Genomic DNA, 25,990 nt, shown 5'->3' on the forward strand with positions numbered 1-25,990 from the left:
TGAACTGCCACCGCTGGTAAAGGCCTAAACTGCGCCGAGTCCTTATGGAGAGCACCGCATGAGCCGCACCGAAACCGACAGCCTGGGCACTATCGAAGTCGCCGACGAGGCGTACTGGGGCGCACAGACCCAACGCTCGCTGATCAATTTCGCCATTGGCGAGGAGCGCATGCCCCTGGCCGTGGTGCATGCGCTGGCCCTGATCAAGAAAGCCGCCGCGCGGGTCAACGACCGCATCGGTGAGCTGGCGCCGGACCTGGCCCGGCTGATCGAACAGGCCGCCGACGAGGTGCTTGCCGGCCAACACGACCAGCAATTTCCACTGGTGGTCTGGCAGACCGGGAGCGGCACGCAAAGCAATATGAACGTCAACGAAGTCATCGCCGGGCGGGCCAATGAGCTGGCCGGCCAGGGCCGGGGCGGCAAGGCTCCGGTGCACCCCAACGACCACGTCAACCGCGCGCAAAGTTCCAACGACAGTTTCCCCACCGCCATGCATATCGCCGCGCTGCAGGCGGTGCACCACGAGCTGCTACCGGCCCTGGCCGAGTTGTCCGGCGGCCTGGCCGAACAAGCCAGTCGACACGCCCAGGTGCTCAAGACCGGGCGCACCCACCTGATGGACGCCACCCCGATGACCTTCGGCCAGGAACTGTCGGCCTTCGTCGCCCAATTGGGCTACGCCGAGCACGCCGTGCGCGCGACGCTGCCGGCGGTCTGTGAACTGGCCCAGGGCGGCACCGCCGTGGGCACCGGCCTGAACGCGCCAAAAGGCTTTGGCGAAGCCATGGCCGCCGAGCTGGCAGCCCTGAGTGGTCTGCCGCTGGTCAGCGCGCCGAACAAGTTCGCCGCCCTCGCCGGCCACGAACCCCTGGTTGCCCTGTCCGGTGCACTGAAGACCCTGGCCGTGACCCTGATGAAAATCGCCAATGACCTGCGCCTGCTCGGCTCCGGCCCCCGCGCGGGTTTCGCCGAGGTCAGGCTGCCGGCCAACGAGCCGGGCAGTTCCATCATGCCGGGCAAGGTCAATCCGACCCAATGCGAAGCCTTGTCGATGCTGGCCTGCCAGGTGCTGGGCAATGATGTCACCCTGGGCTTTGCCGCCAGCCAGGGTCATCTGCAACTCAACGTATTCAAGCCGGTGATCATCCACACGCTGCTGCAGTCGATCCGTCTGTTGGCCGACGGCTGTCGCAACTTCCAACGCCACTGCGTCGCCGGCATGGAGCCCGACACCGCGCAAATGCACGCGCACCTGACCAGGGGCCTGATGCTGGTCACCGCGCTGAACCGGCACATCGGCTATGACAAGTCCGCGCAGATCGCCAAGCAGGCCTATGCCCAGGGCACCACCCTGCGCGAGGCGGCGCTTGACCTGGGCTTTGTCAGCGCCGAGGATTTCGATGCCTGGGTTCGCCCGGAAACCATGCTGGAGAGCGGCACCCATGAATGACGCGGTCAAAACCGGCGCCACGCCATTGGAAGGCGATGGCAAGCGCATCCTGATGATCCTCGGCACGCCAAAAGCCAGCAGCCTCTGCCATGCCCTGGGCGAAGCCTACGCCCTGGGTGCAAGGGGCAAGGGCCATGTGGTGCGGCAGTTGAAGCTCGGTGAAATGGTCTTCGACCCGGTGCTGCGCGACGGCTATGACCAGAGCCAACCCCTGGAACCGGACCTGCTCGAAGCCCAGCGGCAGATTCATTGGGCTGAGCACCTGGTGTTCGTCTACCCGGTCTGGTGGGGTGGTCTGCCGGCCTTGCTCAAGGGCTTTTTCGACCGGATCCTGCTGCCCGGCTTCGCCTTCAAATACCGCGATCGCTCGTCGGTCCTGGACACCCTGCTGGAAGGCCGCACCGCCGACCTGCTGGTGACGCTGGACCATACCCCCTGGTATTTCCGCTGGTGCCAGGGGGCGCCGGCGCACCGCCAGATGACCCGGGCGACGCTGGCCGTCTGTGGCATCCGCACGCGCCACCTCAACGAATTCGCCCCGGTCCGGCCCTCCTCCGAAGAACAGCGCCAGGCCTGGTTGCGCAAGGCCGAGCAGCTCGGCAGTCGGGCCTGAGTACGGCTTAGCCCAGTCGCCCCGCCGGGCGCGTTACCCCTTTGCGGTCCGAGGAACAGCGCCAGGCCTGGCTGCGCAAGGCCGAGCAGCTCGGCAGTCGGGCCTGAGTACGGCTTGGGGCGTCTACCCGTGTCTACGCACAGGGACGCTTCGGTAGGCCGGGAGAATCCCGCGAATTTAACCGCCTTTCAGTTCCGCCGGGCCTGCTGAGTACAGCGCTGGGTCAAGCCTGTGCAGGAGACCAGCACTCGCGGGCGCTGCCCGCCCTACAAAAACTGCGTCACGCGCCGGGCCTGGTCCCCTCTTCGCGGCAAGGCGACTCGCGATGCTAATGTCCACAGGCCCTGGCCCAGTCGCCCCGCCAGGCGCGTTACCCCTTTGCGGTCCGAGGAACAGCGCCAAGCCTGGCTGCGCAAAGCCGAGCAGCTTGGCAGTCGGGCCTGAGCAGGATTCAGCCCTGACTGGTCGGAGGCGCTCGCCACGCGCGCCAACTCGCCAGGACCGAAGGCCCCATGGCAGTCAGCACTGACCCCAGGACCACCAGCACCGCGCCGGCATAGCCCAGCAGGTTGATCTGCTCGGGCCGTATCCGGTCGGGCCACAGGCTGGCCGCCAGGGCCACCGCGGCGAAGGTCACCAGGGGCGTGATCGCCAGGGTCGCGCTGACCCGCGAGGCTTCCCAATGGGCCAGCGCCTCGGCGAACGCGCCATAGGCGACCAGGGTATTCAGGCAACAGGCCAGCAATAGTCCCGCCTGCAGGCCACTGAGTTCCAGCAGTTGCAGTGGCCGGGCCCAGGGGCTGAGCAACAGGGCACAGGCCAGGTAGATCACCATCATCACCTGCACCGAGTTCCACAGGGTCAACAGCTGCTTTTGCGCCAAGCCGTAAAAAACCCAGATCACCGCCGCCAGCAGCACGATCAACACCCCGGTGGTATAGCTGCTCAGCGACGTCAGCAGTTCATTCAGGCGTTCGTTGAAGAACAACCCGAAGCCCAGCAGCAGGACCACAAGGCCCAGCCATTGGCCGGCACTGAAGCGTTCGCGAAAGATAAACAGGCTGCTGACCAGCAACAGGATGGGCGCCACCTGGATCACCAGCTGCGTGGTCCCGGGGGTCAGACGTTTAAGCCCGATCAGGTACAGCACATAGTTGCCGATCAGCCCTACGATCGCCAGACCCAGCAGGGCCAACCCCTTACGCCCTAGGGGCCGCAAGCGCGGCAGACGCCGCTGCGCCGCCAGGTAGCCCAACAGGATCAGGCCCGACACCAAGAGCCGATACCAGGTGACGGTAATAGGGTCCATCACTTGCAGCACTTGGGTGAGCTTGACTGGCAGGATGCCCCAGAGCACGGCAGTTACCAAAGCGAGCAGCAGGCCATAGAGCCAGCGGCCGGAAGACACGTGCATAAGCACCTCAAGAAGACAGCCAGGCGCCTTGCACATTCAGGGCGATGGAGCTCCATTTTAGGGAAGACAGGGGAGCCGATACAGCGACAGTTGGCCTCCGAGCCAGGTCAAAACTGTAATGCCCAGCGAGCGGAAAACGTCATTAAGACGGCGTCAAAAACCAGGAACCTTCCGAACTCCTCGCGCTATATCCCCCAAAAACAACCACTTGTCGTTAAGTGTAACAAGCGCGATACCCCGCTATTAGACTGGCGCTGACACCGCCGTTTTTGGAGCCTTGCCATGTTCGGACAACGCACTTACGACCCGGCCCCCGGTACGCACTACCGCAGCGAGCGCGTCAGCGCCGTCAATGGTCGCTATTTTTTTTCGACCCGTGAAGGCACCCTGGAAGGTCCGTATTTCACCCGAGTGGACGCGGAGCGGGAAATCGCCAGCTATATCCGCCGCCAGCGCAAAGCTGAAGAGATCATCGAGAGCCGCGGCTTCTAGCACGACCCTTCCTGCACAAAAAACCGCGCCTTATGCGCGGTTTTTTGTTGGGTGCACAATGTGCATTAACGTACCGCTTCGAACAACCCGCTGGCACCCATGCCGCCGCCCACGCACATGGTGACCACCCCGTAGCGCAGCGAGCGCCGCTGCAGCTCGCGCACCAAGTGACCGACCTGGCGCGAACCGGTCATGCCGAAGGGATGACCGATGGCGATCGAGCCACCGTTGACGTTGTAGCGGGCATTGTCGATACCCAGCCGGTCACGGGCATACAGACACTGCGAGGCGAAGGCTTCGTTGAGCTCCCACAGGTCGATGTCGTCGACCTGCAGGCCCTTGGCCTTAAGCAGGCGTGGCACCGAGAACACCGGGCCGATTCCCATCTCATCCGGCTCGCAGCCGGCCACCGTGAAACCGCGGAAGAACGCCAGGGGTTTTAGCCCCAGCTCCAGGGCCTTGTCCAGGCTCATGACCAGGGTCATGGAAGCGCCATCGGACAGTTGCGAGGCGTTGCCCGCCGTCACCGAACCGTCCTCGGCGAACACTGGCTTGAGCGCCGCCAGGCTCTCCAGGGTGGTGTCGGCGCGGTTGCAGTCATCGCGGTCGACAAGGCCCTCGACCAGGCGTTTCTCGCCGGTCGCCTTGTCCTCGACTTGATAACGCACGTTCATCGGCACTATCTCGTCATCGAACAGCCCCTGGGCCTGGGCCTGGGCGGTGCGCAGCTGGCTTTGCAGCGCATAGGCATCCTGCTGCTCGCGGCTGACCTGGTAACGCCGGGCGACGATCTCGGCGGTCTGTCCCATGGGGTAGTAGATGCCCGGCACATGTTCTTTCAGCCAGGGATTGAACAGCTGGTCGGTGTTGACGCTCTTGAGCGTCAGGCTGATCGACTCCACACCGCCCGCCACCAGGATGTCACTGCAGCCCGAGGCGATCTGGTTGGCGGCGATGGCGATCGCCTGCAGCCCCGAGGAACAGAAACGGTTAAGCGTCATGCCCGCGACCTGGGTGCCCAACCCCGAGAGCACCGCAACATTGCGGCCGATGTTCATGCCTTGGGCGCCCTCGTTGGACCCGGCGCCGACGATGCAGTCCTCGACCAGGGCCGGATCCAGTCCGTTGCGCGCCAGCACGGCGTTGACGCAATGGGCGGCCAGGGTGTCCGGGCGCGTCTGATTGAATTTACCGCGAAAGGACTTGGCCAGGCCGGTCCGTACACTGTCGACTATCACCACGTCCCGCATACCACACCTCCCGTTGCTGGATGACTTGGCGCGAGCATAAAACCCTCCAAGCCCCTGCGGCGATCATCATTCATCGCCCGTATGCGCCACCATCCCCGCCTCAATCGTCGCCGAAGGCCGCGGCCAGGGCATCGTTGAGGGTGCGCAGCACCTTGACCCGGGCAAACCGCTTGTCATTGGCTTCCACCAGGGTCCAGGGGGCGACCCGGGTGCTGGTGCGATCGACCATATCGCCCACGGCGTCGCGGTACTCGGGCCATTTCTCGCGGTTGCGCCAATCCTCTTCGGTGATCTTGAAGCGCTTGAAGGGGATCTGCTCCCGCTCCTGGAAGCGCGCCAACTGGGTCTGCTCGTCGATCGCCAGCCAGAACTTCACCAGCACCACCCCGGCCTCCACCAGTTGTTCCTCGAAATCGTTGATCTCGCCATAGGCGCGCAGCCAATCGCCCGGACTGCAGTAACCCTCGACCCGCTCCACCAGCACCCGGCCATACCAGGAGCGATCGAAGACGGTGAAATGCCCGCGCGCTGGCATATGCCGCCAGAAGCGCCACAGGTAGGGCTGGGCGCGTTCTTCCTCGGTGGGCGCGGCGATCGGCACGATACGGTATTGGCGCGGATCCAGGGCCGCGGCGACCCGGCGAATGGCACCGCCCTTGCCAGCGGCGTCATTGCCCTCGAATACCGCCAGCAGCGAATGGCGGCGGAACGCCTTGTCGCGCAGCAGGCGCGACAGGCGGGCCTGCTCGCTGGCCAACTGCGCTTCATAGACGTCCTTGGCCAACGCCTGGCGCATGTCCAGGCTGTCGAGCAGCCCGCGGTTGTCCAGGCTGGCGGTCAGCGGCGCGGCATGCGCCTGACCCGAGGGTGGGGCCTGGGCCGCGAGGGCCGCCTGCAAGCCTTCGAGCAGGATGCGTCCAACCGTCAAGCTGCGGTAGGCGGGATCGACGCCCTCCACCACGTACCAGGGCGCATAGTCACGGCTGGTGCGACGCAGCACCCGCTCGCCATAACGCACGAACTTGTCGTAGGTCTTCGATTGTTGCCAGTCTAGCGGGCTGATGCGCCAGCTGTGCAACGGGTCCTTGCGCAGCGACTTGAGGCGCGCCTTCATCTGCGCCTTGGACAGATGGAACCAGAACTTGAAGATCAGCGCGCCCTCGTCACAGAGCATGCGCTCGAGGTTCTTCGCGCCATCGATGGCCTGGTCCAGCACCGCGTCCTTGATATGACCGTGTACCCGGCCCTGCAGCATCTGGCTATACCAGTTGCCAAAAAACACCCCCATGCGCCCTTTCGGCGGCAACTGCCGCCAGTAACGCCAGGCCGGTGGCCGTGCCAGCTCCTCATCGGTCTGTTGGTCGAAGGTGTTGACCTGGATCAGCCGAGGATCCATCCACTCGTTGAGCAGTTTGACCGTCTCGCCCTTGCCGGCGCCCTCCACGCCGTTGATCAGTACGATCACGGCAAAACGGCCCTGCTGCTTGAGCAGGTATTGAGCCTCCAGCAGCGCCTGGCGCAGCACGGGCTCTTCGGCCTCGAAGGTTTTCTTGTCGATACGGTGACCGATCTCGGCGGATTCAAACATGGGCGCTCCTGATCCTGGTTGATCCTGTTAGGCACGCCCCTAGCCTGGCCCGCTTGTGCCCGAATACGCAAGCCACAGAGGCGGGCGAATGGGTGATCACGTGCAGCCGATGGGCAAGGCGCTTGCGCTAGAATGCGCGATTAGCCGCCGATGAAGCCACCATGTCCACGACCCCGCACGCCGACCTCGAGTGGGACGCACTCGGCCAACCCCGTTCGCAGCAGTTCGACGACGTCTATTTCTCCAACGCCGATGCCTTGGCGGAAACCCGCTACGTCTTCCTGGCCAATAACGATCTGCCGGCGCGCTTCGCCGCCTTGCCCGCCCAGCACCGGCTGGTGATCGGCGAGACCGGCTTCGGCACCGGGTTGAACTTCCTCTGCGCCTGGCAGCTGTTCGAGCAGGTGGCGGCACCTGACGCCCGGCTGCATTTCGTCAGCGTCGAAAAATACCCGCTGCGCCACGCCGACCTGGCCCGGGCGCTGGCGCTGTGGCCGGAACTGGCGCATCAGGCCGAGGCGCTGCTGGGACAATACCAGGCCTTGCACGCGGGCTTTCAGCGTCTGCAGTTCGACGGTGGGCGGGTGGTGCTGACCCTGCTGGTCGGCGATGCCCTGGAGATGCTGCCGCAGTTGGACGCCCGGATCGACGCCTGGTTTCTCGACGGCTTCGCCCCGGCGAAAAACCCCGAGATGTGGACGCCGGAGCTGTTCGCCGAACTGGCCCGGCTGTCCACGCCCGCCACCAGCCTGGGCACCTTCACCAGCACCGGTTATGTGCGCCGCGCCTTGAACCAGGCGGGTTTCAAGATGAAACGGGTACCTGGCCTGGGACACAAATGGGAAGTGCTCAAGGGCCGGTTCCTCGGCGAGACGGCCCCGGCCGGCAAACCCTGGTTCGCTCGACCGGCGCTCCGGCGGCCGGCGGTCAAACAAGCCCTGGTTATCGGCGCCGGTCTGGCGGGTTGCGCCAGTGCCGCCAGCCTGGCCCGTCGCGGCTGGCAGGTGACCCTGCTGGAGCGCCACGCCGACCTGGCGGCGGAGGCCTCGGGCAATCCCCAAGGCGTGCTGTACCTGAAGTTATCGGCCCATGGCACGGCCCTTTCGCGGCTGATTCTGGCCGGCTTCGGTTACACCCGCCGACTGCTCGAGCAGCTGCACGCCGACCGCGACTGGCAAGCCTGCGGCGTCTTGCAGCTGGCCTTCGACGCCAAGGAGGCGCAGCGCCAGGCGCAACTGGCGGCGCATTTCTCGCCGGACCTGCTGCGGCAGGTGGACCAGGCCGCGGCCGAAGCCCACTGCGGCGTGCCGCTGCCCAGCGGTGGACTGTATTTTCCCGAGGGTGGTTGGGTGCATCCACCCGCTCTCTGCCGGCTGCTGGCCGAACACCCGGCAATCCATCTGGTCACTCACCAGGAGGCATTGACCCTGAGCCGCGAACAGGATCAGTGGCACGCCTGGAGCGGCGGGCGTTGCCTGGCCAGCGCCACGGTGGTGGTGCTGGCCGGTGCCGCCGACATCGGCCGCTTCGAGCAGAGTGCCGGCCTGCCGCTCAAGCGGATCCGTGGGCAGATCACCCGTCTGCCGGCCACCACCGCCAGCGTCGCCCTGCGCAGTGTGGTGTGCGCCGAGGGCTACGTGGCGCCCGCTCGCCTGGGCGAGCACACACTGGGGGCCAGTTTCGACTTTCACAGCGACGACCTGACCCCCCGCAGCGCCGATCACCTGAGCAACCTCGGGCTGCTGCAGGAAATCTCTCCCGCGCTGGCCAGCCAGTTGCAGGTCGATACCCTGGTTGCCGAGCACCTCGGCGGGCGAGCGGCCTTTCGCTGCACCAGCCCGGACTACCTGCCCATCGTCGGCCCGCTGGCCGATCCCCAGGCCTTCGCCAGCGCCTATGCGGCCCTGAGCAAGGACGCGCGCCAGGTGCCGGAGCAAGTCTGCCCCTGGTACGACGGCCTGTATGTCAACAGCGGCCACGGGTCGCGCGGCTTGATCAGCGCCCCCCTGTGCGGCGAGCTGCTGGCGGCCTGGCTCGAGGACGAACCGCTGCCGCTGCCACGGGACGTGGCCGAAGCCTGCCACCCCAATCGCTTCGCCTTGCGCGCCCTTATTCGCGGCACCCAGCGTTAAGCCGCTCGCCTTCCGGGCCTCACAGGACAAGAGCCCCCAGGGCGACTGTCCTTGAACCATGGGAATCCTCTGCTAACGTAAAGCCAGCCGCTAATTCACCTCCTCTTGGCCACCCGCCAGCGTGTTCATCAAGTCCGCTCGGCGTGGCAACCTGTGAGCCTGCTCCGCTGTGGCGTCCTGTACCCCTGGGGCCGTGACGCTGACTGATCCGATTGTTTCCTTGGAAAAGATCATGAGCAAACCGGGTGATGGCGCTGGCAGCAAACGCGGCGCGGCGGACGGCAGCAGCGAGCTCCGTCGTCAGGCGACCCTGCTCAAGACCGGGGCCTTGCAGGATGCCATTTTCAACAGTGCGCATTTCTCCAGCATCGCCACCGACGAAAAGGGCGTTATCCAGATCTTCAATGTCGGCGCCGAACGCATGCTCGGTTATTCGGCCGCGGATGTGCTCAATCGCATTACCCCGGCCGACATCTCGGACCCGCAGGAATTGATCGCGCGAGCGGCGGCCCTGAGCCTGGAACTGGACACCTGCATCACTCCGGGGTTTGCTGCGCTGGTTTTCAAGGCCTCGCGGGGGATCGAGGACATCTATGAGCTAACCTATATCCGCAAGGATGGCAGCCGCTTTCCCGCCATGGTCTCGGTCACGGCCCTGCGCAATGCCCAGGACGAGATCATCGGTTTTCTCCTGATCGGCACCGACAACACCATCCGCAAACAGGTCGAGGCGGCTCAGGCGCTGCTCGACCAACGGTTGCGCGACCAGCAGTTTTATACCCGCTCGCTGATCGAGTCGAATATCGACGCGCTGATGATGACCGACGCCCAGGGCATCATCTCCGACGTCAATCAACAGATGATCGCCCTCACCGGCTGCACCCGCGATGAGCTGATAGGAGCCCCCTGCCGGAAATTCTTCACCGACCCGCTGCGTGCCGATACCGCGATCAAACGGGTGCTCAGCGAGAACCGGGTCAACGACTACGAGCTGACCGTGCGCGCCCAGGATGGCAGGGAAACGGTGGTGTCCTACAACGCCGCGACCTTTCACGACCGCGACCGTAACCTGCAAGGCGTTTTCGCCGCGGCGCGCGACATGACCGAGCGCAAGCGCTTCGAACGTGCCCTGCAGGAAAAAAACCTCGAACTGGAACATGCCAGCCGGATGAAAACCGAGTTTCTGGCCACCATGTCCCACGAGCTGCGCACCCCGCTCAACGCCATCATCGGCTTTTCCGAAGCGCTCAAGGACGGCCTGATGGGCGAGACGAGCGCCATCCAGCACGAATACATCGGCGATATCTTCACCAGCGGCCAGCACCTGCTGTCCCTGATCAACGATATCCTCGATCTGTCGAAGGTCGAGGCCGGCATGATGACCCTCGAGCTGGAAGAGGTCGGCATGCACAGCCTGTTGTCGAACAGCCTGTCCATCGTTCGCGAGAAGGCCGCGGCCCAGCACCTGCACCTCGAGCTGGAAGCCAGCCAGAATCTGGGCGCACCTCAACTGGATATGCGCAAGACCAAGCAGATCGTCTACAACCTGCTGTCGAATGCCGTTAAATTCAGTGCCAAAGGTGGCAAGGTGACCCTGCGCGCCCGTCGCGTTTCGCGCAGCACCGTGGGCACGCTGCCCGGCGCCTGGCCGGTGCACCACTTCCCCCTGTGCGACAACGAGTTCAACGAGTTTCTCGAAATCAGCGTCAGCGACACCGGCATCGGCATCGCCCAGGAAAACATGACAAAGCTGTTCCAGCCTTTCAGTCAGATCGACAGCAGCCTGGCACGTAAATTCGAGGGCACGGGTTTGGGCCTGGCAACCGTCAAACAGCTGAGCGAACTGCATGGCGGCAGCGTGGCCGTGGCCAGCGCCGAGGGCGAAGGGGCGTGTTTCGCGGTCTGGTTACCGCTGCGCAGTCCGGCGCAAGCCGCGGCCGCCCAGCCCTCCGTGGCAACCATCAACGCCCCGAGCCTCGTCTCGACGACACCCAATCAGCGCATTGCCCTGGTGGTCGATGATGATGATCAGACTGCCGACCTGATTCGTCTGCTGCTCGAAGCCGAGGGCTTTGGCGTCTTGCGCGCGGCCAGCGCCGAGGCCGCCCTGCTGTTGGCGCCCCAGCAGCCGCTCAGCCTGATCACCCTGGATCTTCTCCTGCCAGGCGTCGACGGCTGGCAACTTCTGCTGCGCCTGCGGGAAAACGCCACCCTGGCCCAGGTACCGGTGGTGATCATCTCCATCCTGGCCGAGGACGTCGGCAGCCAGGCGCGGAGCGCGGGTGTCGCGACGGTGCTGCAAAAACCCGTCAGCCGCATCCAACTGAAATCCGCCCTGGTGGCCCTTGACCTGCAGGCGGCTCCGGAACGTGCCTATACGGTGCTGGTGGTGGACGACGATCCCAAAGCCGTCGAAGTGATAGCGGCGTTCCTGCCGTCCCCGGCCTATGCGGTGGTACGCGCCTATGGGGGCAGCGAAGCGATCAGCCTGGCGCAGCGCCTGCTGCCCGACCTGATCCTGCTCGACCTGATGATGGCCGACGTCAACGGCTTCGATGTGGTCGAAGCGCTGGCGCGCCACACCGCTACAGCGCAGATCCCCGTGCTGGTGGTGACCGCCAAGCAAATCACCGCGCAGGACCGTGCTACGCTGAACAGCAATCCGGACAAGGTGATCAATATCGTCGAAAAAGCCGGATTCAATCAGGCCCGCTTTCTCGCCGAAGTCCGCCGCACGCTTTCACTTCAAAGTTAAGGGACCTGACTGATGGCAAGCATTCTCGTCATCGAAGACAATCCGGCGAACCTGAAACTGGCCTCCTTGCTGCTACACAATGTCGGGCACAGGGTCTTGAGCGCGACCGATGCCGAAGCCGGTATGCTCCTGGCCCGCGCCGAACCGCCCGACCTGATCCTGATGGATATCCAGCTGCCCGGCATGGACGGCCTGGCGGCGACCGCCCTGCTGAAACAGGATCCGCTTACCGCCGCCATTCCCATCATCGCGCTGACCGCCATGGCGATGAAAGCCGACCAGGAAAAGAGCCGGCTCGCCGGCTGCGACGCCTATATCACCAAACCGCTGCACTATCAGGAGCTCTATGCGGCGATCGACGCCCTGCTGGCCGGGCGGGCGTTGTCACCGACCCGTACCGATACCCCCATGGGTTAGGTGCCCATGACCCGCCCCACGAGTTTCCCGCCGACAGTCGAGGCCATGGCCAGTCCCATGGCCACCGTGCTGATCGTCGATGACGAGGCCAATAACCGCAAGCTGCTGGAAGCGCTGTTGCGGCCCGAAGGCTATCTGACCCAGAGTGTCGCCAGCGGCGAAGAGGCGTTGGCCTCGATCGCCCAGGCCGCCCCGGACCTGATCCTGCTGGATATCATGATGCCGGGCATGGACGGCTATCAGGTGGCCAACCTGCTCAAGGCCAACCCTGTCACCGCGAATATCCCGATCATCATGGTCACCGCGCTGATCGATCGCGCCGCCCGCCTGGCCGGCCTGAATGCCGGGGCGGAGGAATTCCTGACCAAACCGGTCGATCGCGCCGAACTCTGGTTGAGAGTGCGTAACCTGTTGCGCCTGAAAGCCTTCAGCGATTTTCTGCAAAGCCATAGCTGGGTGCTGGAGCAACAGGTGCAAGCGCGAACGGCAGACTTGCAGCGTTTCCGCTCGGTAATGGACAGCACCGCCGATGCGATTTTTCTGGTGAGCCGTGCCAGCATGGGTTTTGTCGAAGTCAACGCGACCGCCTGCAGCATGCTCGGCTACAGCCGGGCAGAACTGCTGCAAATGGGCCCGGTGCACCTGGGCACGGCCACGCTGGAGCAGCACACCCGCCGGTACGATGCCCTGATCAGCGGCGCCCCCGACAACGGCTTTGCCGAAAGCCAGGTACGGCGCAAGGATGGCTCCCTGTTGCAGGTCGAGGTGCATCACCAGGCCCAACGCTCCGGGGCGGACTGGATCATGGTCGGCGTGGTGCGCGATATCACCGAGCGCAAGGAGGCGCAGCAGCGCCTGCACCGCCTGGCCCATTTCGACACCCTCACCGGCCTGCCCAATCGCCTGTTGTTCTACGACACCCTGAAGAAAGCCCTCCTCCAGGCCGGGGAGAGCCGGAAGATGGTGGCCGTGTTGTTTATCGACCTGGATCATTTCAAGAACGTCAACGACACCCTGGGACACGCCAGTGGTGACGAACTGCTCGCCCAATTCAGCGATCGCCTGGTGCAATGCGTGCGTGCCAGGGACACGGTCGGCCGCCTCGGTGGCGATGAATTCGCCCTGATCCTGACCACGCCAAATGGCCAACAGGACGCCACCCTGGTGGCGACCCAAATCCGCGAGGTGTTGCGCGCGCCCTTCGACCTGCAAGGCCAGGAACTGACCTTGACCGCCAGCATCGGCATCACCCTGCACCCCGACGATGCCTCCGACCCGGACACCCTGATCAAGTACGCGGACACGGCCATGTACCGGGCCAAGCAGGCCGGACGCGATACCTACAGGTTTTTCACGGCGCAGATGAACACCGAGGTGCTGGCTCGGCTGGAACTGGAAACGGCCCTGCGCAAGGCGGTCGAGCACGACGAGTTCGTGCTGTTCTACCAGCCCAAGGTGCAACTCGACAGCGGCCAGGTGACCGGCCTCGAGGCATTGCTGCGCTGGCAGCGGCCCGGACACGGCCTGGTATCGCCCCTGGAGTTTATCCCGGTGCTGGAAGACACCGGGTTGATAGTCCAGGTGGGCCGCTGGATTCTCGATACGGCCTGTGCCCAGATCGCCCTCTGGCTGCGCTCCCCGATTGGGCCCATGCAGGTTTCGGTGAATGTCTGCGCACGCCAATTCACCGAAGGCGATCTGGAAGAAGATGTGATTCAGGCCCTGGCCAACCACGGGATCGAGGCCAGCCTGCTCGAGCTGGAGTTGACCGAAAGCACCCTGATGGTGAACACCGAGCGCACCATCCTCAGCTTGCAAAACCTGAAAAAGCGAGGGGTGCAGATTTCCATCGACGACTTTGGCACCGGCTATTCGAGCCTGGCCTATTTGCGCCGTTTCCCCATCGACAAACTGAAGATCGATATCGCCTTTATCCGCGACATCACCTGCAACCCGGACGACGCCGCCATCGCCTTGGCCATTATTCGCATGGCCCACAGCCTGAAACTGGAGGTGGTCGCCGAGGGGGTGGAAACGGCGGCTCAACTGGCCTATTTGCGACGCAACCACTGCGACCAGATCCAGGGCTATTTTTTCAGCCCGCCGCAGGCGGTCGCGCAGATCGAGCAGGTGTTGCTGGAGGACAAACGCCTGCCGGTGCCCGCGGGTGAAGTGCGCACGCTCAAGACACTGCTGTTGGTGGACGACGAAGCCCATGTCCTGTCCGCCTTGCAGCGGCTGCTGCACGCGGAGGGTTACCAGGTGCTGTCGGCACCATCGGCCGCCATGGGCTTTGAGCTGTTGGCCTTGCACCCGGTACAGGTCATTCTCTGCGATCAACGCATGCCCGACATGAACGGCACGGAGTTTCTCGACCGGGTCAAAAGTCTATATCCCGACACCTTCAGAATCATCCTGTCCGGTTACACCGACCTGGAATCCATTCTGGAGGCCATCAACCGCGGCGCGATCTATCGCTTCTATACCAAGCCGTGGGACAACAAGACCTTGCGCGACAATATCCGCGAAGCTTTTCGCCATTATTGGCTGCTGCACAATATCCCGCTCCACCAGCCTGACGGCGCCTGACGGGGGCATCTGAGCGCCCGCCGCTGGACCTGCCAGACCTTCCACCGCGGAGCCAAGGTGGCCTGCTCCCGGCGGCGTCCGGCCAGGTCGTCGAGCGTCTAATAACGTATTTATATAAAACTCTCGAGCGCTAAGCCGGTCCTTAACATAGGACACCGATAAAAGGTGCCCACCTCCCAAGGACAACCCTAAGGTCCATGTGCGCGATAACCCGAAGGCTGCATTTCGATTACCGGCCGATCTGGCCCACTTGATGGCGCCTGAAGGCCCGGCCACCGTGTCTGAACGCTCGCCGAAGCGCTCAGGCGGTGGCGCAGAGGCGCGGAGCCATCGAGCCACGGGTTATCGACGCTCGCCTGGATGAAAAAGCAGCTGCTCGCCCCACGTCAGCTCCCTGGTCTGTTCGCCCCCCCTTCAATATGCCTACTCAAACCCGAGTGGCCTCGACAGCGCTGGGCGGTTCGAAACTTTGCCAGATGGCGGCACTCAACCTTTGGCTGACCGAACAACGGCTCCACGCCCCATCCGCCGGCCCGCGATATCGCCAGAATCGCCGCGTGATTTCAGGATTCAAGGAGGTTCCATGCAAAAATCCACTGCCCATGGCCAACGCCTACGGCGCGGCCAGGCGCCCTCCTATCAGCGGCTTCAGGCACGCCTTGCCGAAGACGGCCTGAAACAGTTCCCTGGACCAGCCGCCTTGCACTGCGGTTGGGGCCGCTTGCTGCTCGGACACACCTACCCCACCCCCGAGGCCCTGGCCGCCGCGTTGCTCGAGGAGCGACCCGGCGACAGGGACCTGGCGCTGTACGTGGCGGCCCCGCACCAAGTGCTGGCCCAGGCGCCGCAACAGCTGTTCCTCGACCCGTCCGATACGCTGCGCCTGCGGTTCAGCGATTATCGCCCGGCCCGTCGACCGTTTCGCGGCTTTAATATCCGCCGGGTCCAGAGCGATGCCGACTGGCAGGCGGTGAACCGGCTGTACCAGGTCCGCGGCATGCTGCCGGTCGATGCCCAGCGTATGACGCCGCGTGAACAGGGCGGTCCGGAATACTGGCTGGCCGAAGACGAAGCCGATGGCGCGGTGATCGGCAGCGTCATGGGCCTGAATCACTTCAAGGCCTTTCGCGACCCGGACAACGGCTGCAGTCTCTGGTCCTTGGCCGTGGCTCCCCTGTGCAGCCGCCCCGGCGTTGGCGAAGCCCTGGTACGCCACCTGATCGAGCATTTTCAGTCCCGTGAATTGGCCTACCTCGACCTGTCGGTGCTGCACGACAACCGCCAGGCGAAGCACCTCTACGGCAAGCTGGGCTTTCGCGAGCTGAACAGCTTCACCCTCAAGCGCAAGAACCGCAGCAACCAGCCGCTGTTTCTCGGGCCCGGGAACGCGGCTGGGCTCAACCCCTATGCACGGATCATCATCGACGAAGCCCAGCGCCGCGGCATCGAGGTCCAGGTCGACGACGCCGAAGCCGGCCTGTTCACCCTGATCCAGGGGGCACGCCGGGTCCGCTGTCGCGAGTCGCTGAGCGACCTGACCAGCGCGGTGAGCATGACACTGTGCCAAGACAAACGCCTGACCCACGACGTCCTGAGCCGTGCGGGATTGTGCCTGCCCGCCCAGCAATTGGCCGGCGACCCGCAGCACGACCTGGCGTTCCTCGCCCGCCACGGGCGGGTGGTGGTCAAGCCGGTGGTGGGCCAGCAAGGCCAGGGGGTGGCGGTCGACCTGCGCAGCGCCAGGGAGCTGCAGGAGGCGATCAGCCTGGCGCGGCAGTTCGATAACCGGGTGCTGCTCGAAAGCTTTTATGAAGGCCTGGACCTGCGCATCCTGGTGATCGGCTACGAGGTAGTGGCCGCCGCCATCCGCCGTCCTGCCGCGATCACCGGCGACGGCCGCCACAGCATCGGCGCCCTGATCGAGGCGCAGAGCCGCCGGCGCCAGGCGGCCACCGCGGGGGAAAGTCGCATCCCGCTGGATGCCGAGACCCAGCGAACCCTGCACGCCCGCGGCTATGACTACAACAGCGTGCTGCCCGATGGCATGCCACTGGCGGTCAGGCGCACGGCCAATCTGCACACCGGCGGTGTCCTCGAGGACGTCACCGCGCGGTTGCACCCGCACCTGATCGAAGCCGCGATCAAGGCCGCCCGCGCGCTGGCTATTCCGCTGGTCGGCCTCGACCTGCGGGTCGAGGCCGCCGACCAGCCGGCGCATGTCTTGATCGAAGCCAACGCGCGGGCCGGCCTGGCCAACCACGAACCGCAACCCACCGCCCAACGTTTTGTCGACTTGCTGTTCCCGCTCAGTCAGGCCCCCGTCTGATAGCCGTCACGGCGGGCGCCCTGGTTTTCCCGGAAGGGCGCTGAAAGTGCCGGGACCCCCACCTCGCCTGTCCGACGCGCCCCATAGCGGGTATCACGGCAATCCCCCGTCCACAGTCACCGCCGGGCGTGGCACAGGCCTCGTCGGCGCGCGTGAGCTGGCGCATGGCTCGTGCCGTCCGTCAACCACCTGCCCCCCCCCTATGGGGCACACCAGTGCAGGTTCTGGACGGCCTGGCGGAGCCCCCCAAAGAGACTTGAAGGGCGTCGCGCATCGGTGCACAGTGCCAGAGCGGGGCTTATCAATAAGCCTCGTATCGCCCCTCCCTGTCTCTTCAAGGTCCGTGCATGCTGCGTATCTGGCTGGCCGTGCTGTTAACCTGCCTGAGCAGCGCCCTCTGCGCGCAGGCGCCGGTGACACTGGCCAGCCTGGACCGCGAGGACCTTCGCGTCCCACTCGGTCCTTATACCGAATTCGTCGAAGACCCCCAGGGCCAATGGGGACTCGAGCAGCTGCGCCAGTTGCCGTCCGAACGCTTCCAGGCGGTCCGCGGTGAATACGCCAACTTCGGTAAAAACACCTCGGCCTGGTGGTTCAGAGTGCGCCTGAACAATTCCCTGGACCACGACCTGGCCGGCTACCTGGAGGTCAATTACCCGCTGCTCGACCATGTACAGCTGTACGTGGTCGACCCGGCGGGTCGAGTCGCGCAGCAACAGAGTGGCGACACCTTTGCCTTCGCCCAGCGGCCGGTGCAGGTGCGCAATTTCTGGTTTCCGCTCGCTCTGGCCCCTGGCGAAAGCACCCTATGGCTGCGGGTGGAAAGCACCAGCACGGTGTTCGTGCCGCTGCTGTTCAGCACCCACAACGCCAGCGCCGCCGCCCAGGAAAACCTGATGGGCGTCAACGGCGCGTTCTATGGCGTGCTGTTCGCGATGTTCTGCTACAACCTGTTTCTGTTTATCGCCCTGCGTGAGGCGGCCTACGGCTGGTACCTGGTCTACAACCTGAACATCGGCTTGTTCGCCGCCAGTTTCGACGGCATGTTGTTCAAATCCTTGCCCGAGCATGTGGGGCTGCAGTCGGTCAGCATCTATATCCTGATGTACCTGCATTGCCTGAGCGCGATCCAGTTCAGCCGGCATTTCCTCCACACCCGCCAGTACTTTCCGCGCCTGGACCAGGGCCTGCGGGTGTTTATGCTGCTGAGCCTGGCCTGCCTGGTCTCGGCGCCGCTGATCGGCTTGCAGACCTGGAACATCCTGGCCAGCATGACGGTGCTGGCGGTGTCCCTGGTCCTTCTGCTGACCGGCGCCTATGTCTGGTCCAAGGGGCTGCGCTATGGCTCCTATTACATCTTCGCCTGGGGCATCCTGCTGGCCGCGTTTATCGCCGCCACCTCGGGCTCCCTGGGGTTCGAACTGTTCGGCATCTACGGGGCCAGCGCGGTGAAAATCGGCGTCACCGTCGAGCTGATCACCCTGTCCATAGGGCTGGCCGATCGCATCAACTTGCTCAAGGAAGAAGGCTACCGGTCACGCCAGGCGGCCACCCAGGCCGACAGCGAGAACCAGGCCAAGAGCCGCTTCCTGGCCAAGATGAGCCATGAAATCCGCACGCCCCTCAATGGCGTGCTGGGCATGCTGCAATTGCTGCGCGACACCCCGCTTGACCGCAGCCAGCGCTTCTACCTGGACACCATCGCCAGTTCCGGCAGCACGCTGATGACGGTGATCAACAACATCCTCGATTACGCGCGGATCGAGTCCGGCAAATTGAACCTCGAGGAAATCGAATTCGACCTCGAGGAGCTGTTGTCCGACACCCTGCGGCTGTTCACCGCCCAGGCCCTGGACAAACACCTGTACCTGTACCTGAGCCTGGAGGCCGGGGTCCCGCGCCAGGTGCGGGGCGATCCCACGCGCCTCAAGCAGATCCTGATGAACCTGTTGAGCAACGCACTGAAATTCACCGCCGCCGGGCATGTCAGCCTGGATGCCTGTCGACGCCAGGACCGCCTGGCGTTCGCGGTCAGCGACAGCGGCATGGGCGTACCCCAGGAGGGCCTGGCGCACCTGTTCGACGCCTTCAGCCAGGGCGACTCCAGCACCACCCGCCGCCACGGCGGCAGCGGCCTGGGCCTGGCGATCAGCAAGGAACTGGTGGAAGCGATGGGCGGCTGCCTGGAGGTGCAGAGCACGCCGGGCCAGGGCAGCCGTTTCGTCTTCGACATGCCGCTGCACGCCGTTGAAGACCGCCCCGAGCCGTTGCAGCCGTTGCTCAATGGCCAGGTCGCGCTGGTGAGCTCCCTCGACGGTCTGGGGCTCGAAGCGATCGCCCGCCTGCTGGAGCGCTGGGGCATGCGGACCGAGCGCTGCCGATCGCCCGACCGCCTGCCGGCGCAGCTCGAGGATTTTGCCGTGCCGCCGCTGCTGGTGCTGCTGGCCCCCTGGCCCGGCAGCGCCCGACACTGGCTGGACCGGCTACGCCCCAGCCTGCAACCACGCCAGCGGGTGCTGCTGGTGTGCCCGGCCAACCAGGCACTGCAGTTGACCGGCGACCCGCTGCGGGTGCTGAGCCTGCCCCAGCCGCTGACCATCACGGCCCTGCGCGAGGCGCTGTTGGAGCTGTACCAGGCGCCCAGGGGCGACACGCGAATGGCGCCCCAGGAGGTCAGTGGCGACAGCGCGGCGGCCCCGACCATCCTGGTGGCGGAGGACAATCCGGTAAACCAACTGGTGGTCAAGGGCTTCTTGAAAAAACGCGGATACGGCGTGCACTTGGTCACCACCGGCCGCGCCGCCGTCGACGCCTACCGGCGCGATCCGGGTGCCGTGCAACTGGTGCTGATGGACTGTGAAATGCCGGAAATGGACGGTTTCGAGGCGACCCGGCAGATCCGTCTGCTGGAGCGCCAGCAGCGCCTGCCCGCGGTGCCGATCGTGGCGCTGACCGCGCATATACTCGACGAACATAGGCGCAGCGGCGCGCAGGCCGGCATGGACGGTTTCCTCGGCAAACCCTTGGATTGCCAACTGCTGTACAGCACCCTTGACCGTTTCCTGGCGAATCAGCTGCACGACCTCGAGTGAACCGCCGGGCCTCGCTGAACCCCTTCATCGCTCCCAGGTCCATGGCCAGATCCCGGCTAACGCGTTAGCATCGCCGCCTTCTGGAGAATCCCCCATGCTGATCCCACCCGACCTGCTGCAAGCCGAGACCCTGACCGGCCTGATCGAAGAGTTCGTGACCCGCGAGGGCACCGACAACGGCGATGAAACCCCGCTGGACACCCGGGTGCTGCGAGTGCGTCGGGCATTGGACAAGGGCGAAGCGGTCATCGTCTTCGAGCCCGAGAGCCAACAATGCCAGCTGATGCTCAAGCGCGACGTGCCCAAGGAATGGCTGCTGGACTAACTGTGGATTTCACCTTGGTTTCCACGATGACGGGAACTCAGCCGCGAGAAGGTCTCGGGATACCCGCCTGCGCGGGGATGACGGATGGCGATAGGGACAGGTGCGTAGGCTGGTCTCGGCGCGCTGTTCAGCAACAGCCCAGCGCAGTGGGCTATGGCCTGCACTCCAGATTGGCAGCGTCGGACCCCTGCTCCTCAACCCGGGGAGAAACGTGGCCCCAGCAGGACCACCACCGCCCCCAGCACGCAGAGCGCGGCGCCCAGCCAGTCGCTGAGTAGCGGCCGGGAGCGCTCGATCAGCCACAGCCAACCCAGCGACGTGACGATGTAAAGGCCGCCATAGGCGGCATAGGCGCGTCCGGCGTAGGCGGCCTCGACCCGCGTCAGCAGCAGCGCGAAGAGGGTCAGCGAGAGCAGCCCCGGCAGCAACCACCAGGCGCTTTTGCCCAGGCGTAGCCAGGACCAGAAGGCATAACAACCGCCGATCTCGAACAGGGCCGCGAGGAAAAACCACAGGTAGTTGAGCATGGGGCCTCCGCTTAGGGGTCACTGCGCGCGGGGCGACCTTAGCCGCGCACCACGCCTTCACGCTCCCAGGCGCAGCGCACCCGCAAGCCGTCTTCCTGGGGACTGTGAAAGCCCCGGTCCGATTCCCAGCGAAAGGTATGGATGCCGGTCAGCTCGGTTTCCAGATGAACCACCGCACTGCACCAGTACAGGCGCTTGAGCAGGGCCTCGAATTCCTTGATCCACAGGCTCCATTCATACTCGACCGCCCGGTAGCTGGCGCCGAAGTGAATGACCTGGGTCTGGTACAGGCCTTCGCCAAAGGCCTCGCAGGAGGAAAACATCGCCCGTCCCAGAAATGGCCATGCATCGCCACTGGGCAGGGACTTCAATTCGCGGCTGTTGCTGGACCGACGGCTGGAGCGCTCGTCGGGATTGTCCGAGGGCCAATCGCGAATGCAGCCATAGACGATGGATTCGGGCTCCACGGGGCACTCCTGAAAAATGCAGACGACCTTGTCTTGCCGCAGAGCGTGTCCCGGCCATTTGCCTTATACAGAGTTTTGCCCGCGGGCAGGCATTGCGGGGCTAAATCGGAGACCTGCGTCTCCGAATTAGCCCCGCGTGCCCTGCCGGGAGACAGTCGTGCGCGGGGCGCGACGGCCTTGGCCGGGTCAGCCGGTGAAACGGGTCATCAACCAGAACAGGCCCGCGGCCAACGCCATGGAGGTCGGCAGGGTCAGCACCCAGGCCAGCAGAATGGTGCGCACCGTGCCGCCCTGCAGGCCGCTCTTGTTCGCCACCATGGTCCCGGCGACGCCGGAGGACAGCACATGGGTGGTGGACACCGGCAAGCTGAACACGTTGGCCAGGCCAATGGCGCAAGCGGCCGTGATCTGCGCCGACATGCCCTGGGCGTAGGTCATGCCCTGCTTGCCGATCTTCTCGCCGATGGTCAGTACCACCCGCTTCCAACCGACCATGGTGCCGATACCCAGGGCCAGGGCCACTGCCAGAATCACCCAGAACGGCGCGTATTCGGTGGTGGCCGTCAGGTCCTTGCGCAGTTTGTTGAGGTCGTCTTTTTCGCGGGCATCCAGGCCTTCGAGCTTGCCGACTTTCTTCGCCGTATCGTCCAGGCAGAGCAGGTGGCGACGCACGGCAATGCGATCATCCGGGGCCAGGTCGGAGTAGTCCTGGATGCCCTTGAGCGAGCCGAGCAACGCAGCGATGGTCGGTTCGGTCAGCTTGGGATCACAGCTGAACTTGGCTGGCATTTCGCTGCCACGGACCTTCCCCAAGGCCAGGAATTCACCGAGGCTGGCGCTGTTACGCTGATAGAACTGGCTCAGGTGTTCGGTGGCGTCGCGGGTGCGATCGATCTGGTAAGGGGTGCTGGTCAGGTCCAGGACGAAATGGCTGGGCACGATGCCGATCAGCACCAGCATGATCAGGCCGATGCCTTTTTGCCCGTCGTTGGAGCCATGCACGAAACTCACCGCCATGGCCGAGAGGACCAGCATCAGACGGTTCCAGAACGGCGGGTGCTTCTTGTCGTCGACCTGCTTACGCTGATCCGGGGTCATGTGCATGTTCGATAGCGGACGCCAGGCTTTCAGGGCCAGCAGCAACAACCCGGCCACCAGGAAGCCAGCCATGGGCGAAGCCACCAGGGAGATGCCGATATCGATCGCCTTCTGCCAGTTGACGCCCTGGCCCAAGGGGATATCGGTGATCAGTGCATTGGCCAGGCCCACGCCGAGGATCGAGCCGATCAGGGTGTGCGAACTGGAGGCTGGGATGCCCAGGTACCAGGTCCCCAGGTTCCAGGTGATGGCCGCGGCCAACAGGGAAAACACCATGGCCAGGCCATGACCGGTGTTGACGTTGATCAGCAACTCCACCGGCAGCAGGTGGACAATCGCGTAGGCGACGCCAATACCCCCCAGCAAGACCCCGAGAAAGTTGAAGACACCGGACAACATCACCGCCAAGTGCGGCGGCATGGCCTTGGTGTAGATAACGGTGGCGACAGCGTTGGCAGTGTCGTGGAAGCCGTTGATGAACTCGAAGAACAGCACAAAGGCCAACGCAAGAATCAGACTTACGAGTACCCAGGCATCAAGCCCACTGAAAAGATCGAACATGAGGTTTTCTGACCAACTCATAAGGGGCGGCGATTATGCCAGATAAAGCCCGTGTGCCAACCGACAAACTGCCGCATCCGGGCCCCAACCCGCGAGCCACCCGGTGGGCAACGATCGATCACCCCTTGGCCGAACCGGCGCGCAGCAGCCAGGCCAGCCAGGTCATCAGCAACGCCAGACCCGTCAAGACCATAAAAGGTAGCTGATAATCGCCAGACAGGTCACGCCCCAGGCCGGTCAGCACCGGTGTCAGGCAGGCCATGCTGTAGCCAGCGCACAGCATCATCGCCGTCCAGCGACTGACCGCCAGCGGGGTATGAGCCTCGTAGAGCGGCAGCACCAGCGACAGGGCGAACGAGCCGCCAAGGCCAAACCCGCAAAGACCGGCCCACAGCTCGGGCAGAAAAAACGGCAGCGCGGTGATCATGCCCAGGCTCAGGCTGGCGACCAGGCCACAGCCCAGCAGCAGGGAGTAGCGGATATCGAAACGCTGGGCCAGCCAGGGCAGCAGAAACGAGCTGGGCAAGCCCACCAGCATCGACAGGCTGAACAGGCTGTTGCTGTGCAACAGGCTCAGGCCGGCCTCGTGGTACCGCGCCACCACCCAGGTCGCCAGGGCATAGAACAGCCCCGCCTGCAGGGCGAAGAACCCACTGATCAGCCAGGCACGCGGCTCGCCCCAGGGCAGCCCGCCACTGGCTTGGGCCACCGGCTCGGCGCGATTGGGCAGGCAGGCCCAGAGCAGCAACGCGAGCAGGGCCGGCAGGGCCCAGAGCGCCAGGCCGAGGCTCCAGCGCCCCCCCAGCCACTGGGTGGCGGACGCCGTCAGCACCGCGCCACCCGCGCCACCGAGTGCCATGCCCAGGGAGTACCAGGCCACCACCCGACCGATCTGGTCGACGAAGTGACGCTTGATAAAACCGGAGAGCAGCGGGCCGGCGACCGCGATACCGGTACCCACCAGTACCGCGCTGCCGATCAACACCGCGCTGGAGTGGCCCGCGGCCAGGCGCAACAGCAAAGCCAGCGCGATCAGCCCCATGCACAAAGCCACGGTCCGTTCCAATCCCAGGCGCATGGCCAGACGCGGCGCCAATGGCGCCAGCAGGCCCATGCACAACACTGGCAAGGCGGTCGTCAGGCTGATCAGCCCACGACTGAGTCCCAGCTCGCTGGCGATCCGTTCGATCAAGGGTGCAAGGGAGGTGATGCCGGGGCGCAGATTGATCGCCGCGAGCATCAGGGCCAACATCAATATGGCCCGGTTTGCCAGGTTCACAGCGTCTCCAGGAGATCAGCACGGGCCGCTTACCCTACCCCGCCGCTTGGCGCCGGGGCAAGCTGGACGGCCCCGTGCCGGTTGTGCGGCAAAAAAGGCGCGGGGCCTGAACGCAGCCGGAACCCCGGTTAAACCGGCTTGGCCTTGGCGCGCATGCGATCGGCCATCTGGGTCATTTCGTCATACAGCAGCTGCGGGTTCTTCTGCTTGAGTGCCCAGGCCATGCGGCCCTGTTCGTGGGGCAGGATCATAAACTCGCCGGCGGCAACCTGCTGATAGATATAGTCGGCGATTTGCATGGCATCGATTGGCGAGCTTTCCAGCAGCTTCCCCACCTGGGCCTTCATCGCCGGGGTCGGACCGCGGAAGGAGTCCAGCAGGTTGGTCTGGAAAAACGACGGGCAGACCACATGCACCCCGACCTGCTGCTGCTTGAGCTCGATCAGCAGGCTCTCCGACAGGGCCACCACGCCAGCCTTGGCCACGTTGTAGTTGCTCATGGCCGGCCCCTGCATCAGGGCGGCCATGGAGGCGATATTGATTATCTTGCCCTGGCTGCGGGTCAGCAGCGGCAGAAAAGCCTTGCAGCCCTTTACCACGCCCATCAGGTTGATCGCGATCTGCCAATCCCAGTCTTCCAGCGACAGTTCGCTGAAAAAGCCGCCCGAAGCCACACCGGCGTTGTTGACGATCACGTCGATGCCGCCCAGGCGTTCCTCGCAGGCCTGGGCCAGTGCGGTCAGCTGACTGTAGTCACGCACGTCGCAACGCTGGGTAAAGCCGTCGCCGCCAGCAGCCCGCACCAGGCCGAGGGTCTCGGTCAGCCCGACCTCGTTGACGTCCGACAACGCCAGCTGCCAACCCTCGCGGGCCCAGCGCAGGGCCAGTTCGCGGCCCAGGCCCGAACCAGCGCCGGTGATCATCATGCGATTTTGCATAGCGGGTGTGCCTTGCTGTTCTGTGGTCGATAGGGCGCAGTGTAGCGAAGGGAATAAAGGACCCCACGCACCATCAGATTGCTGAATGCCCTAGGGCCTGTGGACATTATTCGCATGGGTTACACGCATAATGGGCGCCTGCGGTATCGCGGGACTTGGCGAGGGATGAACATGCCCTCTACCTCCGTGTAGGAGGCACGCCCTCGGGCCGAAGCCGTAGCGGGTGATCCATATCCCTCACCGGGTTAACCCGACCCCTTCGGCGCGAGGGCGCGCCTCCCACAGAATGCGCCGCCTCAAGGCGTGCCACCACGGTGGCGGGATGCTTATATGCGCGCCTGGCCTGGGGCTAGTCCACGCGGCGCGTGTGGCCAGGGCATTTTCGCCTTCTTTTTGTCCGCCATTTCGACCTCGGCATCGAGGCTCGACAGCCAGGTTGGGCACCCTGCGACCCTTACGCAGGCGCGCGTTTCGTAGGGTGGCGTTAGCCGCGTGCAACGCAGCTCCGACACAGCACGCCGCGGCCGCCGCGCGGCGTAACCCACCAAGGCATTATCGTAGGGTGGCGTTAGCCGCGCGCAACGCAGCTCCGACACAGCACGCCGCGGCCGCCGCGCGGCGTAACCCACCAAGGCATTATCGTAGGGTGGCGTTAGCCGCGTGCAACGCAGCTC

17 protein-coding genes and 3 pseudogenes are annotated in these 25,990 nt (G+C 64.7%); 12 read left to right on the plus strand and 8 right to left on the minus strand.

Annotation, left to right across the window (positions count from 1 at the left end; all coding sequences use genetic code 11):
* The first annotated feature begins 58 nt into the window (after positions 1-58).
* Positions 59-1,453 (plus strand): class II fumarate hydratase, encoded by a 1,395-nt coding sequence (locus tag ABWY06_RS09655; protein ID WP_353925351.1) that lies wholly within the window; start codon positions 59-61, stop codon positions 1,451-1,453.
* Positions 1,446-2,066 (plus strand): NAD(P)H-dependent oxidoreductase, encoded by a 621-nt coding sequence (locus ABWY06_RS09660; RefSeq protein WP_353925352.1) that lies wholly within the window; start codon positions 1,446-1,448, stop codon positions 2,064-2,066. Before ABWY06_RS09655 ends, ABWY06_RS09660 begins: the two co-directional genes overlap by 8 nt.
* 451 nt (positions 2,067-2,517) lie before the next feature.
* Here ABWY06_RS09660 and ABWY06_RS09665 read toward each other — a convergent pair whose 3' ends face one another.
* Complete coding sequence (locus ABWY06_RS09665; RefSeq protein ID WP_353925353.1) at positions 2,518-3,480, minus strand: DMT family transporter; 963 nt, start codon at positions 3,478-3,480, stop codon at positions 2,518-2,520.
* Positions 3,481-3,762: 282 nt separating this feature from the next.
* On the opposite strand from ABWY06_RS09665, the gene ABWY06_RS09670 reads away from it, so the two are divergent.
* Positions 3,763-3,972 carry a DUF6316 family protein gene (locus tag ABWY06_RS09670; RefSeq protein WP_353925354.1) on the plus strand — a complete coding sequence of 70 codons (210 nt, stop codon included), beginning with the start codon at positions 3,763-3,765 and terminating at the stop codon, positions 3,970-3,972.
* Positions 3,973-4,037: 65 nt separating this feature from the next.
* Here ABWY06_RS09670 and ABWY06_RS09675 read toward each other — a convergent pair whose 3' ends face one another.
* The gene (locus tag ABWY06_RS09675; RefSeq protein ID WP_353925355.1) at positions 4,038-5,222 is read right to left on the minus strand and encodes a thiolase family protein; all 1,185 of its coding nucleotides are present in this window, start codon (positions 5,220-5,222) and stop codon (positions 4,038-4,040) included.
* 100 nt (positions 5,223-5,322) lie between these two features.
* Entirely contained in the window at positions 5,323-6,810 is a 1,488-nt protein-coding gene (gene pap / locus ABWY06_RS09680; protein ID WP_353925356.1) for a polyphosphate:AMP phosphotransferase, read from the minus strand.
* Between the two features lie 161 nt (positions 6,811-6,971).
* Here pap and mnmC point away from each other — a divergent pair, with 161 nt between their 5' ends.
* The 9 genes and pseudogenes from mnmC to ABWY06_RS09725 all read left to right on the plus strand — a co-directional run bounded on the left by mnmC (position 6,972) and on the right by ABWY06_RS09725 (position 20,446).
* Positions 6,972-8,942: a bifunctional tRNA (5-methylaminomethyl-2-thiouridine)(34)-methyltransferase MnmC2/FAD-dependent 5-carboxymethylaminomethyl-2-thiouridine(34) oxidoreductase MnmC1 gene (mnmC, locus tag ABWY06_RS09685; RefSeq protein ID WP_353925357.1), complete on the plus strand. Its 1,971-nt coding sequence runs from the start codon at positions 6,972-6,974 to the stop codon at positions 8,940-8,942.
* Between the two features lie 232 nt (positions 8,943-9,174).
* A pseudogene (locus tag ABWY06_RS09690) lies at positions 9,175-10,890 on the plus strand (PAS domain-containing sensor histidine kinase); the annotation flags it as partial.
* A gap of 72 nt (positions 10,891-10,962) precedes the next feature.
* A pseudogene (locus tag ABWY06_RS09695) lies at positions 10,963-11,697 on the plus strand (response regulator); the annotation flags it as partial.
* Positions 11,698-11,709: 12 nt separating this feature from the next.
* Positions 11,710-12,114 carry a response regulator gene (locus tag ABWY06_RS09700; protein WP_353925358.1) on the plus strand — a complete coding sequence of 135 codons (405 nt, stop codon included), beginning with the start codon at positions 11,710-11,712 and terminating at the stop codon, positions 12,112-12,114.
* Positions 12,115-12,159: 45 nt separating this feature from the next.
* A pseudogene (locus ABWY06_RS09705) lies at positions 12,160-14,250 on the plus strand (putative bifunctional diguanylate cyclase/phosphodiesterase); the annotation flags it as partial.
* Positions 14,251-14,313: 63 nt separating this feature from the next.
* A complete protein-coding gene (locus tag ABWY06_RS09710) occupies positions 14,314-14,703 on the plus strand; it encodes a response regulator (RefSeq protein WP_353925374.1) in 390 nt (129 codons plus the stop codon).
* Positions 14,704-15,286: 583 nt separating this feature from the next.
* A complete protein-coding gene (gene ngg / locus ABWY06_RS09715; protein ID WP_353925359.1) occupies positions 15,287-17,029 on the plus strand; it encodes an N-acetylglutaminylglutamine synthetase in 1,743 nt (580 codons plus the stop codon).
* Between the two features lie 347 nt (positions 17,030-17,376).
* On the plus strand, positions 17,377-20,121 hold the full coding sequence (locus ABWY06_RS09720; protein WP_353925360.1) for a hybrid sensor histidine kinase/response regulator: 2,745 nt from the start codon (positions 17,377-17,379) through the stop codon (positions 20,119-20,121).
* Between the two features lie 94 nt (positions 20,122-20,215).
* The gene (locus ABWY06_RS09725) at positions 20,216-20,446 is read left to right on the plus strand and encodes a YheU family protein (protein ID WP_353925361.1); all 231 of its coding nucleotides are present in this window, start codon (positions 20,216-20,218) and stop codon (positions 20,444-20,446) included.
* Positions 20,447-20,640: 194 nt separating this feature from the next.
* Here the strand turns inward: ABWY06_RS09725 and ABWY06_RS09730 are convergent, their stop codons facing one another.
* The 5 genes from ABWY06_RS09730 to ABWY06_RS09750 form a co-directional block, all read right to left on the minus strand.
* Positions 20,641-20,973 carry a YnfA family protein gene (locus ABWY06_RS09730; protein WP_353925362.1) on the minus strand — a complete coding sequence of 111 codons (333 nt, stop codon included), beginning with the start codon at positions 20,971-20,973 and terminating at the stop codon, positions 20,641-20,643.
* Between the two features lie 38 nt (positions 20,974-21,011).
* Entirely contained in the window at positions 21,012-21,440 is a 429-nt protein-coding gene (locus tag ABWY06_RS09735; RefSeq protein WP_353925363.1) for a hypothetical protein, read from the minus strand.
* 186 nt (positions 21,441-21,626) lie between these two features.
* A complete protein-coding gene (locus tag ABWY06_RS09740) occupies positions 21,627-23,099 on the minus strand; it encodes an inorganic phosphate transporter (RefSeq protein WP_353925364.1) in 1,473 nt (490 codons plus the stop codon).
* Positions 23,100-23,217: 118 nt separating this feature from the next.
* Complete coding sequence (locus tag ABWY06_RS09745; RefSeq protein WP_353925375.1) at positions 23,218-24,351, minus strand: MFS transporter; 1,134 nt, start codon at positions 24,349-24,351, stop codon at positions 23,218-23,220.
* A 155-nt stretch (positions 24,352-24,506) separates the two neighbouring features.
* Positions 24,507-25,316, minus strand: a complete 810-nt coding sequence (locus ABWY06_RS09750) for an SDR family oxidoreductase (protein WP_353925365.1) — start codon at positions 25,314-25,316, stop codon at positions 24,507-24,509.
* Positions 25,317-25,990: the final 674 nt, after the last annotated feature.

The sequence above is a fragment of the Pseudomonas sp. genome (assembly GCF_040514055.1).
Lineage (GTDB): Bacteria > Pseudomonadota > Gammaproteobacteria > Pseudomonadales > Pseudomonadaceae > Aquipseudomonas.

What these genes read in the sequence shown, in the direction of transcription:
- ABWY06_RS09655 (WP_353925351.1), top strand. Translation starts at nt 59, where the DNA reads ATGAGCCGCACCGAAACCGACAGCCTGGGCACTATCGAAGTCGCCGAC.
- ABWY06_RS09660 (WP_353925352.1), top strand. Translation starts at nt 1,446, where the DNA reads ATGAATGACGCGGTCAAAACCGGCGCCACGCCATTGGAAGGCGATGGC.
- ABWY06_RS09665 (WP_353925353.1), bottom strand. Translation starts at nt 3,480, where the DNA reads ATGCACGTGTCTTCCGGCCGCTGGCTCTATGGCCTGCTGCTCGCTTTG.
- ABWY06_RS09670 (WP_353925354.1), top strand. Translation starts at nt 3,763, where the DNA reads ATGTTCGGACAACGCACTTACGACCCGGCCCCCGGTACGCACTACCGC.
- ABWY06_RS09675 (WP_353925355.1), bottom strand. Translation starts at nt 5,222, where the DNA reads ATGCGGGACGTGGTGATAGTCGACAGTGTACGGACCGGCCTGGCCAAG.
- pap (WP_353925356.1), bottom strand. Translation starts at nt 6,810, where the DNA reads ATGTTTGAATCCGCCGAGATCGGTCACCGTATCGACAAGAAAACCTTC.
- mnmC (WP_353925357.1), top strand. Translation starts at nt 6,972, where the DNA reads ATGTCCACGACCCCGCACGCCGACCTCGAGTGGGACGCACTCGGCCAA.
- ABWY06_RS09700 (WP_353925358.1), top strand. Translation starts at nt 11,710, where the DNA reads ATGGCAAGCATTCTCGTCATCGAAGACAATCCGGCGAACCTGAAACTG.
- ngg (WP_353925359.1), top strand. Translation starts at nt 15,287, where the DNA reads ATGCAAAAATCCACTGCCCATGGCCAACGCCTACGGCGCGGCCAGGCG.
- ABWY06_RS09720 (WP_353925360.1), top strand. Translation starts at nt 17,377, where the DNA reads ATGCTGCGTATCTGGCTGGCCGTGCTGTTAACCTGCCTGAGCAGCGCC.
- ABWY06_RS09725 (WP_353925361.1), top strand. Translation starts at nt 20,216, where the DNA reads ATGCTGATCCCACCCGACCTGCTGCAAGCCGAGACCCTGACCGGCCTG.
- ABWY06_RS09730 (WP_353925362.1), bottom strand. Translation starts at nt 20,973, where the DNA reads ATGCTCAACTACCTGTGGTTTTTCCTCGCGGCCCTGTTCGAGATCGGC.
- ABWY06_RS09740 (WP_353925364.1), bottom strand. Translation starts at nt 23,099, where the DNA reads ATGTTCGATCTTTTCAGTGGGCTTGATGCCTGGGTACTCGTAAGTCTG.
- ABWY06_RS09745 (WP_353925375.1), bottom strand. Translation starts at nt 24,351, where the DNA reads ATGTTGGCCCTGATGCTCGCGGCGATCAATCTGCGCCCCGGCATCACC.
- ABWY06_RS09750 (WP_353925365.1), bottom strand. Translation starts at nt 25,316, where the DNA reads ATGCAAAATCGCATGATGATCACCGGCGCTGGTTCGGGCCTGGGCCGC.